General features: G+C 41.7%; 11 protein-coding genes. 10 read left to right on the top strand and 1 reads right to left on the bottom strand.

Annotation, left to right across the window (positions count from 1 at the left end; all coding sequences use genetic code 11):
- Positions 1 to 528 precede the first annotated feature (528 nt).
- The 9 genes from BN338_RS07775 to BN338_RS07815 all read left to right on the top strand — a co-directional run bounded on the left by BN338_RS07775 (position 529) and on the right by BN338_RS07815 (position 12,670).
- Complete coding sequence (locus BN338_RS07775) at positions 529 to 2,736, top strand: primosomal protein N' (RefSeq protein WP_039760851.1); 2,208 nt, start codon at positions 529 to 531, stop codon at positions 2,734 to 2,736.
- Between the two features lie 1,545 nt (positions 2,737 to 4,281).
- Positions 4,282 to 4,866, top strand: coding sequence for an ATP synthase F1 subunit delta (atpH, locus tag BN338_RS07780; RefSeq protein WP_039760736.1), 585 nt, complete (start codon positions 4,282 to 4,284; stop codon positions 4,864 to 4,866).
- Positions 4,866 to 6,401, top strand: coding sequence for a F0F1 ATP synthase subunit alpha (gene atpA / locus BN338_RS07785; RefSeq protein ID WP_039760738.1), 1,536 nt, complete (start codon positions 4,866 to 4,868; stop codon positions 6,399 to 6,401). The genes atpH and atpA overlap by 1 nt, the downstream gene beginning before the upstream one ends.
- Before the next feature lie 20 nt (positions 6,402 to 6,421).
- On the top strand, positions 6,422 to 7,348 hold the full coding sequence (locus tag BN338_RS07790) for a F0F1 ATP synthase subunit gamma (RefSeq protein WP_039760739.1): 927 nt from the start codon (positions 6,422 to 6,424) through the stop codon (positions 7,346 to 7,348).
- Positions 7,349 to 7,367: 19 nt separating this feature from the next.
- Positions 7,368 to 8,975 carry a F0F1 ATP synthase subunit beta gene (gene atpD, locus BN338_RS07795; RefSeq protein ID WP_039760741.1) on the top strand — a complete coding sequence of 536 codons (1,608 nt, stop codon included), beginning with the start codon at positions 7,368 to 7,370 and terminating at the stop codon, positions 8,973 to 8,975.
- 125 nt (positions 8,976 to 9,100) lie between these two features.
- Positions 9,101 to 9,517, top strand: coding sequence for an ATP synthase F1 subunit epsilon (gene atpC, locus BN338_RS07800; protein WP_039760742.1), 417 nt, complete (start codon positions 9,101 to 9,103; stop codon positions 9,515 to 9,517).
- 24 nt (positions 9,518 to 9,541) lie between these two features.
- Complete coding sequence (locus BN338_RS07805) at positions 9,542 to 11,194, top strand: MFS transporter (RefSeq protein WP_039760744.1); 1,653 nt, start codon at positions 9,542 to 9,544, stop codon at positions 11,192 to 11,194.
- 6 nt (positions 11,195 to 11,200) lie between these two features.
- Positions 11,201 to 12,208 (top strand): HlyD family secretion protein, encoded by a 1,008-nt coding sequence (locus BN338_RS07810; protein WP_039760745.1) that lies wholly within the window; start codon positions 11,201 to 11,203, stop codon positions 12,206 to 12,208.
- A gap of 279 nt (positions 12,209 to 12,487) precedes the next feature.
- Positions 12,488 to 12,670, top strand: coding sequence for a hypothetical protein (locus BN338_RS07815; protein WP_039760747.1), 183 nt, complete (start codon positions 12,488 to 12,490; stop codon positions 12,668 to 12,670).
- Here the strand turns inward: BN338_RS07815 and BN338_RS07820 are convergent.
- On the bottom strand, positions 12,667 to 12,954 hold the full coding sequence (locus BN338_RS07820) for a hypothetical protein (RefSeq protein ID WP_039760749.1): 288 nt from the start codon (positions 12,952 to 12,954) through the stop codon (positions 12,667 to 12,669). The genes BN338_RS07815 and BN338_RS07820 overlap by 4 nt on opposite strands.
- A gap of 899 nt (positions 12,955 to 13,853) precedes the next feature.
- On the opposite strand from BN338_RS07820, the gene ispG reads away from it, so the two are divergent.
- The gene (ispG, locus tag BN338_RS07825; protein ID WP_039760752.1) at positions 13,854 to 15,095 is read left to right on the top strand and encodes a flavodoxin-dependent (E)-4-hydroxy-3-methylbut-2-enyl-diphosphate synthase; all 1,242 of its coding nucleotides are present in this window, start codon (positions 13,854 to 13,856) and stop codon (positions 15,093 to 15,095) included.
- Positions 15,096 to 15,333: the final 238 nt, after the last annotated feature.

Here is a 15,333-nt window from a genome sequence, read left to right on the forward strand (position 1 = left end):
GAGAGCCCTGAACAACGTAAGATTCTCTCATTCCAAACCTGTTTATGTTGAATCAATCAAAACCATCCGCTTGCATGTCACAAGCGGGATTAAGCGTGTGGATTAAATTTGTATAGACAGATTTGTATAGACAAGGACTAAAAATGGCTCTTATGAACACTTTCAAGTGACAAGGGCTTTTGCAATACCTACGGGCTGGCAAAGCGTGTGATGGTGTCGGCTTACTTCTCCTTAAGCGTAAAGATGGAGGTGCGCAACGGATTTACCGTTATACCATTTGCGGGTGCTATCGTGAAATGGGTTTGGCTGCCTTAAGAGCGCCGTTGTGAAATGGGCTTGGGTGCTTTGAGAGATGTCTCTTTAAGGGAGAGTGATCGAATCCCGTAATGAATTTTACTTGCGACGTGTTTTATATAAGAGTGTTTAAAGATAAGGTATAGATCTTTTGGTTTTTAAGATGACCGTAGACGAGATAACCGTAGACAAAATAACTGTAGACAAGTGGGGGATTGTACATTGGTTAAAAAGATGAATTCAAACATGATAGAGGAAAAGGTTGTCTCTGTATTGGTTCCTCTTCCTATTGCGCATGCTTATAGTTATAAAGTGTCGTCTTCTATGGAGGTGGAACTTGGTTCTTTTGTTCGGGTTCCTGTTATGGGGCGTGAGCTTTGCGGTTTTATTGTGGATATTGGAGAGCAGACAAAGGATGGGCAACGGACTGCTTCGGTGGCGCGTGAAAAATTACGCTCTGTACTTCATGTTTTTGATTGTCCCCCGTTAAAGGCAGAAATGATCACGTTTTTGCGTTTTGTTAGTCGTTATACAATGACGCCTTTTGGTCTTGTTGCACGATTGGTTTTGTCTGTACCGGCTGCTTTAGAGCCGGAAGCGCAGATGATGGGACTGCGCTATTGTGGTGGAAATGTGGAACGTCTTACACCGGCGCGGTCACGGATTTTGGAATTGGTGCGCAGTGAGAAGATATGGACACGTTCTGGTCTTGCACATGCGGCTGGAACTTCTTTTTCTGTTGTTGAAGGTTTAAAAGCGCTAGGAATTTTTGAAGAGGTGAAGGTTCCTGCTCCTGATCTTGTTGGCATGCCTGATCCTGATTTTTGCCCTCCTCAGTTGCAGGGCGCACAAAATAAAGCGGCAACATTATTGCGGGAAGGTGTTTTATCTTCTCAGTTTCAAGTTTTTTTGCTTGATGGTGTTACGGGTTCAGGAAAGACGGAAGTTTATTTTGAAGCGGTCGCTCAAGCTTTCAAAGGAGGTAAGCAGGTTTTAATTTTATTGCCGGAAATTGCTTTAACACAGCAGTTTTTAGATCGTTTTTATGCACGTTTTGGCGCTGCGGCAGCAGAATGGCATTCCGACTTGACACCGCGTCGTAGAGAACGCGTCTGGCGACAAGTTGCAGAAGGGCGGGTGCGTGTCGTTGCGGGAGCTCGTTCGGCTCTTTTTCTTCCCTTTCACGCGCTTGGTTTGATTGTTGTCGATGAAGAGCATGATAGCGCTTATAAACAAGAAGAGCGCATTTTTTATCATGCGCGTGATATGGCGGTTGCACGGGGCTCTTTTGAGCATTTTCCTGTTATTTTATCCTCAGCCACTCCGTCGATTGAAAGCCAAGCCAATGTTTTAAAAGGGCGTTATCAAAAGGTGCATTTACCCTCTCGTTTCAAAGAAGTAGCACTTCCACAGTTGCGGGTGGTTGATATGCGTCAAGGAGGGGTGCAAAAGGGACGCTTTATTTCCTTTGCTCTTGAAAGGGCTTTAAAACAAACGCTTGAGAAAAGTGAGCAGGCGCTGCTTTTTCTTAATCGCCGTGGTTATGCGCCTTTAACTTTATGCCGAGTTTGTGGACATCGTTTTCATTGTACCGATTGTTCAAGTTGGTTGGTCGAACATCGTGCGCAAGGGCAATTGAAATGTCATCATTGCGGATATCATCAACTCCTTCCTCAAGCCTGTCCTGAATGTGGAACATTAGATCATCTTGTGGCTTGTGGACCGGGGGTCGAAAGAATTGCAGAAGAAACAAAAGTGCTTTTCCCTCAGGCACGATCATTGATTCTTTCAACAGATCTCAAAGGGGGGATTGGACAGTTGCGAAGCGAATTGCAAGCCATTGCCAATGGCGATGTGGATATTATTATTGGGACACAGTTGGTCGCTAAAGGACATCATTTTCCCAAGCTCTCTTTGGTTGGCGTTATTGATGCTGATCTTGGTCTTGCCAATGGTGATTTACGCGCTAGTGAACGTACCTTCCAGCTGCTTTCTCAAGTGACCGGAAGAGCGGGGCGTGTGGGATTGGAAAGTTTAGGATTATTGCAAACTTATCAACCCGATCATCCTGTCATAAAAGCTTTACTTTCATGCCAATCAGAGGATTTTTACACACGTGAGATTGCAGCACGCCAACATTATCATTTGCCTCCCTATGGGCGTCTTGCCTCTTTGATTGTATCTGCACAACAGCGTCAAGCCGCAGAACATTATGCGCGGGCACTCCGTCAAGCCGCACCACGGGAAAAAAATATCTCGGTTATGGGACCGGCAGAGGCACCTTTGGCTCTGGTTCGGGGACGTTATCGTTTTCGACTCTTATTGCAAGGACAGCGCTCTTTTGATATCCAAGGGTTTATTCGTACAATGCTTAGCAATACCCCCAAAATGCCCAGTTCCGTTCGGGTTCAAATTGATATTGATCCGCAAAGTTTTTTTTAAAAATCAAATTTCTCTCTCAAGTGACTGGAAGAGCAGAGTGGGTAGGATTGGAAAGCTTAGGGTTATTGCAAGCTTATCAACCCGATCATCCAGTCATAAAAGCTTTCCTTTCATGCCAACCAGAAGATTTTTACATATGTGCGATTGCAGTACGTCAGCATTATCATTTCCCTCCCTATGGGCGTTTTGCCTCTTTGATTGTGTCTTCTAAGTAGCATCAAGTAGCAGAGCATTATGCGCGGGCACTCCGTCAAGCGACGCTACGAGAAAAAAATATCTCGGTTATGAGACCAACAAAGGCACCTCTATTATTAGTTCAAGATATTGATTTATTAAGAGTTTTCACTTTTTGTACGTTACAGGTGGGGAGATTTTTGTGGAGTAACACTGTATAAGAAAGGCATGCCTCTTATGGATCCTCTCAAGTGTCAAAAGCTATCTCAACATTGAGGTAGTGCGTGAGAGGGCTGATTTGCTTTTGATCAACTGTAAAGTGGTGGTGATCAATAGGGGTATTATTATCGCATTCATGGGTGCTGTCGCGAAATGAAGAGACCTTTATACTTTTGTTATTTTCATTCTTTAATGGGGATAGATTTCTCATATAAAGCAGGATGTTCAAAATAGAATATTCCCAAAACAGAATGTCATTATAGTTACTTTCATATGCTTGTTTGAGCAGATGTTTCTCAGAATTCTTGAATTCAGTTTATGATGTTGCTCGTGAATAATGTGAATACTTTCATAAAGGTATAAGTGAGAACCACTATTGAGCTTCTATAAGCTCTTGATACTTGAGCATGTTTGTTTATAGGAAATGTTTTTTAATCGTTTTATCTTTCTTCTTTTATTTAATGAAGCAAGAGAACGATTTTGATAAAAGGATTTTAAATGAGAGAATCTCACGATGTTGGGGGAATCTGGAATGAAAAGTGATGAATTATCCTTATAAATCAATGCATTTTATGCTTAAAAGTGTTTTCACAAAGCAATATATTTGGACAATATACTTATTGAAATGTTTTAAAAAGAATGAGCATTTAGAGCAAAAGGATCATTTTTCTTAATTTTAAGGGGATATCCATTATTATTTCTTGCTTATCTGTTTGAAATAACAGATTTTTGCAGTTGCAGTTGCAGTCGCTTCTCGCTAAAGCTTTTGTGGAGATAATCTCGCTAAAGCTTTTGTGGAGATAATAAAGGGTGATTTTTAGAGAAAAAGCATTTTTTGTGACGGCAAAGAACTTTTGAAGCAAAATTTAAAGAGAGTGAATTTTTTTCAGAGAATGTCAAAAAGAGGCATAAAAAAAATCGTGATGCTATCACGCCGATTAAAAAAATCTTTTTCAAAAATATTTTGAATATTTTATTTAAAATTTTTAAAAAGCAGCGATTTGTGGTGTTGCGAGTCGGCTATGTCTATGCTAGAAACCGAATGGTTTTTGTTCGAGGTTTTAAGAAGAAGATTCTTAAAATTGAGAATGTCTGTTTCATTATCATCTGATAACTATCAGAGAGTCGCTCAAGGAAAAGAGGCGGTATTTCGTGTCGGATTCATTTTCTCTCATACCGCTGCCGTTGGTAGATCAACGTTATGCGCAAGCGCTTTTTAATTGCGTTCAAGAAGCAGGAAACGTTGAAAAAATTGAAAAGGCAGTGGAAGATTTTTTGTTTGTCTTAGAGCAAAATGAGGATTTAAAATACTTCGTGCTCAGTCCGTTCTTTTCAGTCAAAGAGCAAATTAAGGTGATGCAATCTGTTTGTGAAAACATCAAATTCGCTGATAAAGAAGCAGGGCAGATTGTTAGTAATTTTTTACGGGTTATCGCAGCAAACCGTAGGCTTAGTGCTGTATTTGGTATTCTCCATGCTTTTCAGCGTTGTGTTGCACGCGCTCGGAGGCAAATTACTGCGCAAATTGTTTCTGCGCGCCCCTTAAGTTCTCAACAAAAACAAGAGTTGTGTGAGACTTTGGAAGGTGTCATTGGGGGAAAAGTTTTGCTACATATCATTGTGGATCCAACAATTCTTGGTGGATTAATCATTCGTGTCGGGGCGTCTCAAATTGATACGTCTCTTTTAACAAAATTGTCTTCACTTAAGCTTGCATTGAAAAAAGAGGTCAGCTGATGGATATTAGACCATCTGAAATTTCAAAAATTCTAAAAGAGCAAATCAAAAACTTTGACCAAAAGGCTGAGGTTTCAGAAATTGGTTGGGTTCTCTCTGTAGGGGATGGTATCGCTCGTGTTTATGGTTTGGATAATGTTCAAGCTGGGGAAATGGTTGCTTTTCCAAATGGTGTGCGCGGTATGGCGCTCAATTTGGAAGTCGATAATGTCGGTGTGGTCATTTTTGGCTCAGATCGCGATATTCGTGAAGGAGATTGTGTAAAGCGATTGGGGGCTATTGTGGATGTCCCTGTGGGACCCGCTTTGCTTGGGCGTGTGGTCGATGCACTTGGAAACCCTATAGATGGTAAGGGACCTCTTAAGGAAACAGAGCGTCGTCGTGTTGATGTCAAGGCACCAGGGATTATTCCGCGTCAGTCTGTGCATGAGCCAATGTCGACCGGATTAAAAGCCATTGATGCGCTCATCCCTATTGGACGAGGACAGCGTGAATTGGTGATTGGTGATCGCCAAACAGGAAAAACCGCGATTTTGCTCGATACATTTTTAAACCAGAAACCTTTTCATGAAAAAGGGGCGGGGCGAGAGCAAGATAAAGTTTATTGTATTTATGTGGCGATCGGTCAAAAACGTTCGACGGTGGCGCAATTCGTTAAAGTTTTGGAAGAACGGGGGGCTCTGGAATATTCTATTATTGTTGCTGCGACCGCTTCTGATCCAGCACCGCTGCAATTTATCGCTCCGCTTGCTGGATGTGCTATGGGTGAATATTTTCGTGATAATGGGCAACATGCGTTGATCGGTTATGATGACTTGTCAAAACAAGCGGTGGCTTATCGTCAAATGTCTCTTTTGTTACGTCGTCCACCGGGGCGTGAAGCTTATCCGGGAGATGTTTTCTATCTGCATTCGCGTCTTTTAGAACGGGCGGCAAAGCTTAATGCAGAAAATGGATCGGGATCTTTAACAGCTTTGCCTGTCATTGAAACGCAAGCAAATGATGTTTCGGCTTATATTCCTACAAATGTGATTTCGATTACGGATGGGCAAATTTTCCTAGAAACCAATTTGTTTTATCAGGGGATTCGTCCTGCTGTAAATGTTGGTCTTTCTGTATCGCGTGTTGGTTCAGCAGCGCAAATTAAGGCAATGAAGCAGGTTGCCGGCTCGATTAAAGGTGAATTGGCGCAATATCGTGAAATGGCAGCTTTTGCGCAGTTTGGTTCTGATTTGGATGCGTCGACCCAGCGTCTATTAAATCGGGGAGCACGCTTGACAGAACTTTTGAAGCAACCACAATTTTCTCCACTCAAAACGGAAGAACAGGTGGTGGTTATTTTTGCGGGTGTGAATGGCTATCTTGATTCTCTAGCGGTTTCTGATGTCGCGCGGTTTGAGCAGGGGCTTTTGGTGCTTTTGCGGAGTGATTATCAAGAGCTCTTAAAAGCAATTGCTGAGCAAAAGCAGATAACAGATGAGCTGAAAGATAAGTTGATAACTGTCCTTAACACTTATGCGAAAAATTTTTCGTGATGAATTGATGGAATGCTTGAATGGCCTCATTAAAGGATCTTAGAGACCGTATTGCTTCGGTTAAAGCAACACAGAAAATTACCAAAGCTATGCAGATGGTTGCGGCAGCAAGGTTGCATCGTGCGCAAGAGGCGGCGAAATCGGCACGCCCTTACGCGAAGAGGATGGCTGATATTTTAACCAGTGTTGCTGCTGATGTGGACGGTGTTGATGCACCGGCTCTTATGCGTGGTACGGGCCGCGATGATGTGCATCTCTTGGTGGTGTGTACTGCTGAGCGCGGTCTATGTGGGGCTTTTAATGTGCAAATTGCTCGTCGGGTTCGTGAGCAGATTAAAGCGCTGTTGGCAGCTGGTAAAATTGTGAAGATTATCACTGTGGGCAAAAAAGGTGCGGATATTTTATCACGTGATTACAAAAAACTCATGATTGATCACATTGATTTACACGCTGTAAAGCGAATTGGTTTTGCAGAGGCGATGATGATTAGTCAACGCATTGTTGATTTGTTCAATGAAGGCGCTTTCGACGTTTGTACGTTGTTTTACTCTGAATTTGTTTCCGTGATTAATCAGCGTCCAACAGCTTTTGGCTTGATCCCCATGGGAGCTCCAAAAGCAATTGTTGAGGAAATAGATGTTGTGGAGCCAAAAGAGACGAGCAAAGATTCACAGTCGGTTGTTCATGAGACAATTGTTTATGAGTATGAACCTGATGCTGCTTCTCTTTTAGAGTCTCTTGTGCCACGCAATCTTTCAGTGCAAATCTTTCGGGCTTTACTTGAAAATGTTGCTGGTGAAATGGGGGCAAAGATGACGGCTATGGACAATGCATCGCGCAATGCAGGTGAAATGATTAATAAATTGACGGTGGCTTATAATCGTCAACGTCAAGCACAGATTACGACAGAGTTGATCGAAATTATTGCGGGCGCTGAAGCGCTTTAAATGGAAAAGGTAAAGATTGATGGCAAAAGCAGTAACCTCAAGTAAAGGGGCAGAAAAGAGTGAAAAAAAGAAACCAGCTGCTCGTTCCGGTGTGAAAAAAGACGCTTCGAAATCTCAAGTGGATGTAAAGACTTCTTCTGCGTCTGCGCGTAGTGCTGCTAAGGATACACCGGTGAAAAAAGAAGAGCATGCAAAAGGCGCTGTTGGTGAGATCAAACAGGTTATCGGTGCTGTCGTTGATGTGCAATTTGAAGGGGCATTGCCAAATATTCTCAATGCTTTGGAAACAGAGAATTTAGGCAATCGCTTGGTGTTAGAAGTTGCGCAGCATTTGGGTGAAAATACTGTGCGTACGATTGCGATGGATACGACCGATGGTCTCATGCGGGGACAAAAGGTCGTGGATACAGGCGCACAAATTAGTGTTCCTGTAGGAGAAGCAACATTGGGACGTATTATGAACGTGATTGGAGAGCCCGTGGATAATGTGGGACCAATCGCTTCAACTAAGACTCGTTCTATTCACCAACAGGCACCTGAATATGTCGAACAATCGACCGTTTCAGAGATTCTTGTCACGGGTATTAAGGTCGTGGACTTGTTAGCTCCTTATTCTAAAGGGGGTAAAATTGGCCTGTTTGGTGGTGCTGGTGTTGGTAAAACCGTGCTTATTATGGAGCTTATCAACAATATTGCAAAGGCACATGGGGGCTATTCCGTCTTTGCTGGTGTGGGAGAACGGACACGTGAGGGAAATGATCTTTATTATGAAATGATCGAAAGCCGCGTGAATGTGAATCCAAAAGAGAATAATGGTTCAACAGAAGGGTCAAAATGTGCGCTTGTTTACGGGCAAATGAATGAACCACCCGGAGCCCGTGCGCGTGTCGCTCTTTCAGGATTGACCATTGCAGAAAGCTTCCGTGATGAAGGACAAGATGTTCTCTTCTTTGTGGATAATATTTTCCGTTTCACACAAGCAGGGGCTGAGGTGTCTGCTCTTTTAGGACGTATTCCTTCTGCTGTGGGGTATCAGCCTACTTTGGCAACGGATATGGGTGCTTTGCAAGAACGTATTACCAGTACAAAAATAGGTTCTATTACTTCCGTTCAGGCAATTTATGTTCCTGCCGATGACTTGACAGATCCGGCGCCGGCAACGTCTTTTGCTCATTTGGATGCAACAACTGTTCTTTCACGCTCTATTGCGGAAAAGGGAATTTATCCAGCGGTTGATCCGCTTGATTCTTTCTCGCGTATGTTGGATCCATTGATTGTGGGGGAAGAACATTATACGGTCGCTTGTCAGGTGCAAACCATTTTACAACGTTATAGAGCGCTTCAGGATATTATTGCTATTCTTGGGATGGATGAACTTTCTGAAGATGATAAATTGTTGGTGGGACGGGCGCGTAAAATTGAACGTTTCCTTTCGCAACCTTTCCATGTGGCGGAAGCCTTTACTGGTTCACCAGGTAAACTCGTTCCTTTGGAAGATACAATCAAAGGCTTTAAGGGGCTTTGTGCTGGTGATTATGATGATTTGCCAGAAGCAGCTTTTTATATGGTTGGGTCGATTGATGAAGCACTTGAAAAAGGAAAGCGTCTCATGGCAGAGGCTTCTTAATTGGAAGTTTCTTATTAAAGAGAAATCTGTCATGAATATTTATTATTAAAAAAGGCAGGTTGTTGAAAAAAATAAGGTGTTAAGAAGGGCGGAGAGTCCTTGTGTCGGATATTGTGGAGACTTTTGTGGAAAACAATAGAGAAGAGCATTTTTTGTTTGAGCTTGTGTCGCCTGAAAAGATTGTGTTTTCAGAGCGGGTTGTGTCTGTTGTTCTTCCTTCAGCTTCAGGTTCTTTGACCGTTATGGCACATCATGCACCATTGGTGGCAAGCGTTGTGTTGGGGAGTGTTCGTGTTCGCACTTCTGTGGGAGAAAAGTTATTTGCTGTTTGCGGTGGTGTTGCAAATATTACCTTTTCGGGCTGCTCTTTATTAGTAGAGCATGTTGTGGCTGTTGAGCATCTTTCTTTTGATGTATTAGAGCAGCAGATTTTGCAGGTTCAAGCGACGTTAAAGGGGGGAACGAGTGATGAGGACAATCCTAAAATCGAGGCTTTTTTCCAGCAATTGTCAGCTGATGGTTCTTCGTTTATAGAAGCGTAGCAGGGGTATACAGGAAAAGGTGACATGAGCGGAAAAAAAAGTACGGTTGTGTCTGCCAAAAGGGGCGGAAAACCTTTTCCTCATCCTGGTCGTGTTTTCGCAGGACCTTTGCCAAAATGTTTTGTATATATTTTTGCCTCGTTTATTTTGCAGTGGGCTTATGGTTTAGGGGCAAATGTTGTTCAGTCTAACATTGTTCATCTTACCGGTGATTTTCACGCAACTTTAGCCGAAACAACATGGTTAGTTGCTGCTTATATGGCACCTAATGTGAGCGTTGCTATCATGTTGATCAAAATTCGCTATCAATTTGGATTGCGTGCTTTTGCTGAACTGTCAATCCTTGGCTTCGTTTTGGTTTGTGCGTTGCAACTCTTTGTGACCGATTTGCGTTCTGCTCTGATCATTCGCTTTTTTGCTGGGATTGCTGCGGCACCTATGGCTTCACTTGCGTTACTTTATATGATGGAGGCTTTTGCACCAGCAAAAAAGTTTACTGTTGCTTTGAGTTTGAATTATATGAATGCTGCCCTAGCAGCGCCCCTATCGCGGTTAATCTCACCAGGCTTATTGGAAAGTGGTGGGTTTTCGAGTCTTTCAGCGTTGGAAATGGGGTTGGTTCTTATCAGTTTGGGATGTATCTATACGCTTCCTCTAACCCCTGTTGTACGTAATAAGGTCATTCAGAAATTAGATTGGGTGAGTTATGGTTTGATTGCATTGGGGCTTGGACTCAACGCGGTGATTATGTCTGTTGGTATATTGTATTGGTGGTATGAAGCCCCATGGATTGGTTGGGGATTAGCTCTTGCTATTTTTTCTTTGACTATCGCTATTATTATTGAACTTAATAGAGAAAATCCGTTGATTGATCTGCGTTGGCTTTTCAGTAAAGAAATGGTGCAATCTGTTCTCATTTTATTGATATTTCACGTTTTTTTATTGGAACGGTCAACTTTAGCAGTCGGTTTTTTTAATCTTTTTGGTTTTCTCAATCGTGAGATGGCACCCATGTATCTTGCGATCATATTGGGGACTCTTTTAGGAGGAGCAGTTTGTGTGTTTTTTTTGCGTGTGGGGCGTGAGGATTATTTTTATCTTATCTCTTTGGGGTGTTTGGCACTTGGGACATATTTAGACAGTCATGTGAATCATTTAACGCAGCCTAAAGATATGATGCTCAGTCAAGGTTTGGTGAGTTTTAGTTATGCACTTTTTTTACCACCTGCTCTTTGTAGAGGGTTTGTGATATCCGGTGAGAGAGGACCACGTTATGTATTAAGTTTTATTGCTGTCTTTTTGCTAACACAAGTGACAGGGGGATTAATGGGATCAGCTTTTTTTGGCAGTTTACAGTTTTTTTTCGCTCATAAAAATTTGGAGTCTTTAACGCAAAATATTGTTGTCACTGATCCGCTTGTTTCAGGGGATGCCAATACTTTATTTTCTCCCCATTATGGTGCCTCTGTCTCTCAACTTTTTGTAGATGGACAAGGTACATCCGGATTGATTGAAAAGTTTAAATTAACGGCAAATATTTTTGCTTATGGTGATGTCTTTCGGTTGTATTTTTATATTGCTATAGTTTTTTTCACCGTTTTTCTTGTCAAAATATTTATAAAGTTATGTTCTTTTCATGCATTTGAAAAACAATCTCATGTTCGTGAAGAGGGGTGAAAAACAATGATAAAAGCATTACGATCAAAAGCAACGCTTATTGCATTCCTTTCCGGTATTATTGGTATTTTGCTGATTTTATGGGCTTGGAGGCTTCCTCCTTTTGTGAGTAACATTCAGATAACGGATAATGCTTCCATTAAGGGTGATGTTACTCTGGTTAGTTCACAGATCTCTGGGGTGATTGCACGGATTTATGTGCAAGATTATCAGCGCGTTGAAAAGGGAATGCTGCTCTTTGAACTTGATGATTCTCTTTTTCGTCAGCAACTTGCACGAGCACAGGCTGTTCTCGATTCAAAAAATGCAAAATTGGCCAGTATTGAATTGCAAGCTCAGATTTTACAGGGAGAAGTTAATGCTGCAGAAGCAGAATTAGCGCGTTCACGAGCATTTTCCAATGTTGTTCCTGATAGTAAAAAGTTAGGCTTTAGTGATGCAGCAAGTTCTGTTTCGCGTCCTCTTTCACAACTCTTGGCGGCACTGGAAACAAAACGACAATTGCAAAGACAATTAAATCTTGAACGGCAAAGTTTACAGTCAGAAGTTGCTGGAGCAAAGGTGAGTGTTGAGTTGGCAAAACTTAATCTCGATCATACAAAGATTTTATCGCCTCGAACAGGCTATATTGGATTGGTCGGCACTAGGGTAGGGCAATATGTTATGCCGGGGACGCAATTAGTCTCCGTGATTTCTGATGATATTTGGATTATTGCTAATTATAAAGAAACGCAACTTTCTCAGATGCGTGTGGGACAACCAGTTGTTTTTTCTGTTGATGCATTGAACAATAAAAAGTTAACAGGGCGTGTGGTTCGTTTTGCTCCAGCGACAGGCTCAGAGTTTTCATTGTTAAAAACGGATACGACAATTGGTAATTTTATTAAAATTGCGCAACGTATTTCAGTACGGATTGCTTTAGATCCTGGTCAGGAAGGGATCGAAAAGCTCATTCCTGGGATGTCTGTGGTTACGTATGTGGATACTTCGCAGCGGGTTGATTCTGGAGGGTAAAATTTTGGGTTTGTTCAGTTTAATTTTTATACCATTCTCTTATAGCAAGTGGGTGTTTACTTTGGAGGATTTCGTTTGGTTTTTTATGGTCTATCTCTTAAAGCTGTTAAAACACTTATTTGTCATGATGTAAAATAATGTTCTAAAGAATATTAAAGCGCGTGCCTTTTTAATCACTTCCATTTTTTGAAACAACTCAATAAAAGGAGGGTGATAAGGTTTTACTATAACTTCCTTGCAACAGCGTTCTTTGAGGTGTGATGGTGTGGGGCGGCATGTGTGGAAAGAGGGCGCGGTGCGTTGATGAAAAGCTGGATGAAGAGTGATGGGATAGAAAATTTATCCTTTGTAGGGATTGGAAAGCGTAAAGTTAGGGGGGAAACGTATAAGTATTGTGCTTTATCAACGATAAAAAATGCCCGCTTTGAGTCGGGCATTAAAACGGGAAGTTATTGGTATTAGTAATTTTTGCGGATTAGCAAGAAGCTTGCCAAAACGACTCCTGCAGCTAATGCGAGGGTTTTTTTAGGGTTTTCTTTGGCTTTTTTCTTTAATTCTGTTGCATGTTCATTGAGGTGGTAAAGTGCGTGGCGCCCCTTTTGTTTCCACGTGCTAAACAGTTCAGAAATGTTTTCAAAGATATCATTTTGAGAACTCCAATGATTTACAGGGACCAGCTCTCTTTTTAAGAGTGCAATACGTTTTTTGATTTTAGCATTTTTGGCGTTGGTTGAAAACAGATACATCTGCAGACTCCTTCATGTGTTAAATTGTTGCATGATCGTTAGAATTATGTTTGGGGTTTTGCTATAACGGTTTAAAATTTGAAAGGTTGCATTGATTATGCTGCTTGGGGGTGAGGTGAAAATTAAGCGTTTGGGTTTAATGGAGTTTCTTAGCGGCTTTGCGTTCATTTCATGATGAGAGGTGTGAAGGATAAAAATCTCCTGCAAAGAATAATTCCTTGTGGAGGTTATCAAGTTCGTTGCGCATCTTCATCTTTATTTCATAAAGGTATCAAGTTGGTCGTTTCATTTTCTTATGCTTGTTTCAAAGTGTTGTGATCGCTTTTGGAGACAGTTTTTCCAAGAATTTTCACTTTTTTCGTTTTTATCTCCATGGTTGCTGGTGATCTGTAAGGAGCATGGCTTTGATTGATGATGAACAGGTTTGAAGTGAGAGAAGCTTACGATATTTCGGTTTCTCATCAAACTTGTAAAATAAATTATTATAAATCAATATACTGGCTTAATTTTGTGGTATATTCCGTGTGTTTTTTTACATTTTTTAAAATTGTGCTTTGATAAGCGTTATCTGTTGTGTTGTAAAATATTGTTCTTCGATGATGTTGATGTAAGGTATAGATGTGCAACTTGAAAATACAGTTTTGTCTCTGTCTGATTTCAGTTTCTTTTTGAAGCAACCAAGTGTAAAAATATGAATGTGAACAGGATTGGTAGGACTTATCCGAGGCATCTGTAAAATGAATCTCTCTGATGAGCTGAATTGTATCAAGAGGGTAACAGGTGAGACTTAAAGCAATCTGTTAAGATTTATGGGCGGTGTCGTTTTCGTCTTTTGAGGCGCGGAGGAGGTCGATGTAAATGATGATTGATAGTGCAGGTTTTAAAAATTTGAGGACTTAATGAGCACGACCTATTCTTTGTCGAAACCTCTTGAGCGTCGTTGCTCTGTTGGTGTTGCTGTTGGTGATGTGATGGTTGGGGGGCAGAGCCCGATCGTTGTACAGTCAATGACAAATACAGATACTGCTGATGTTGATGCAACTGTTTCTCAAGTGGCTGCTCTTTGGCAAGCAGGCTCACAATTGGTTCGGATTACCGTTGATCGTGATGAAGCGGCGGCAGCTGTACCAAAAATACGGGAGAGATTGGAAAGATTAGGATTTTTTGTCCCATTGGTTGGGGATTTTCATTATATCGGCCATAAGCTTTTATCAGAGCATCCGGCGTGTGCTGAGGCACTTGCAAAATATCGCATCAATCCTGGAAATGTGGGTTTTGGTGCAAAAAAAGATCGTCAGTTTGCAGAAATTATTGAGATTGCTTGTCGGTATCATAAACCTATTCGCATTGGCGTGAATTGGGGGTCGCTCGATAACGCGTTGTTGACACAGCTTATGAATGAAAATGCACAGAAAGAAAATCCCTTATCTGTGGCTGAAGTGATGCGAGAAACTGTTGTGCAATCAGCTTTGCTTTCGGCTGCTTTAGCAGAAGAGTTAGGATTGGGGCGTAATAAAATTATTCTTTCTGCTAAAGTGAGTGATGTTCAAGATCTTATTGCTGTCTATATTGCCTTGGCAGAGCGTTGTGATTATGCTCTTCATTTGGGATTAACGGAAGCGGGGATGGGAACAAAGGGGGTCGTGGCTTCTTCAGTGGCTTTGGGTATTTTATTACAGCAAGGGATTGGTGATACGATACGAATTTCATTAACCCCTGAACCTGGGGGGGATCGAACACGAGAGGTAAAAGTAGGGCAAGAACTTTTGCAAGTCATGGGGTTTCGACAATTTTTGCCTGTTGTTGCTGCTTGTCCTGGATGTGGTCGCACGACCTCGACAGTGTTTCAGCAATTGGCACAAAAAATTGAAGCGGATTTACACAAGAATATGCCCGTTTGGCGTGAAAAATATCCTGGGGTTGAAAGTTTGAAGGTCGCTGTGATGGGATGTATCGTCAATGGACCAGGGGAATCAAAACATGCGGATATTGGTATTTCATTGCCTGGCGTGGGTGAAAGTCCAGCGGCACCTGTGTTTATTGAAGGAAAAAAAGTAAAAACCTTGCGTGGTGATCACATTGCTGAAGAATTCGAAGAACTGTTGAGTGATTATATTCATACACGCTTTGGACAGGGTTAAACAATGATACAAGGTTGAGGTGAAGAGGGGCGCGTTATTTTAAAGAAAAATCTCTTAAGGTTGCCATTTCACCATAGCGTTTATGAATGCTATAAGGGTAAAATTTTCATGGAGTTTATCAAACTTATAGAATACCGCCATCTTTTAAGTTTAATAAAAGAGCGCAAGCTGGGGCTGCATCACGCACTTAATATCACGCACTTGGGAGGGCTGCTTTATATAGGATCACGTCGCTCAT

The organism is Bartonella queenslandensis AUST/NH15 (genome assembly GCF_000312585.1).
In the GTDB taxonomy this organism is placed as follows: Bacteria; Pseudomonadota; Alphaproteobacteria; order Rhizobiales; family Rhizobiaceae; genus Bartonella; species Bartonella queenslandensis_A.

What these genes read in the sequence shown, in the direction of transcription:
- BN338_RS07805 (WP_039760744.1), top strand. Translation starts at nt 9,542, where the DNA reads ATGAGCGGAAAAAAAAGTACGGTTGTGTCTGCCAAAAGGGGCGGAAAA.
- ispG (WP_039760752.1), top strand. Translation starts at nt 13,854, where the DNA reads ATGAGCACGACCTATTCTTTGTCGAAACCTCTTGAGCGTCGTTGCTCT.
- atpD (WP_039760741.1), top strand. Translation starts at nt 7,368, where the DNA reads ATGGCAAAAGCAGTAACCTCAAGTAAAGGGGCAGAAAAGAGTGAAAAA.
- BN338_RS07775 (WP_039760851.1), top strand. Translation starts at nt 529, where the DNA reads ATGAATTCAAACATGATAGAGGAAAAGGTTGTCTCTGTATTGGTTCCT.
- BN338_RS07810 (WP_039760745.1), top strand. Translation starts at nt 11,201, where the DNA reads ATGATAAAAGCATTACGATCAAAAGCAACGCTTATTGCATTCCTTTCC.
- BN338_RS07820 (WP_039760749.1), bottom strand. Translation starts at nt 12,954, where the DNA reads ATGTATCTGTTTTCAACCAACGCCAAAAATGCTAAAATCAAAAAACGT.
- atpA (WP_039760738.1), top strand. Translation starts at nt 4,866, where the DNA reads ATGGATATTAGACCATCTGAAATTTCAAAAATTCTAAAAGAGCAAATC.
- BN338_RS07790 (WP_039760739.1), top strand. Translation starts at nt 6,422, where the DNA reads ATGGCCTCATTAAAGGATCTTAGAGACCGTATTGCTTCGGTTAAAGCA.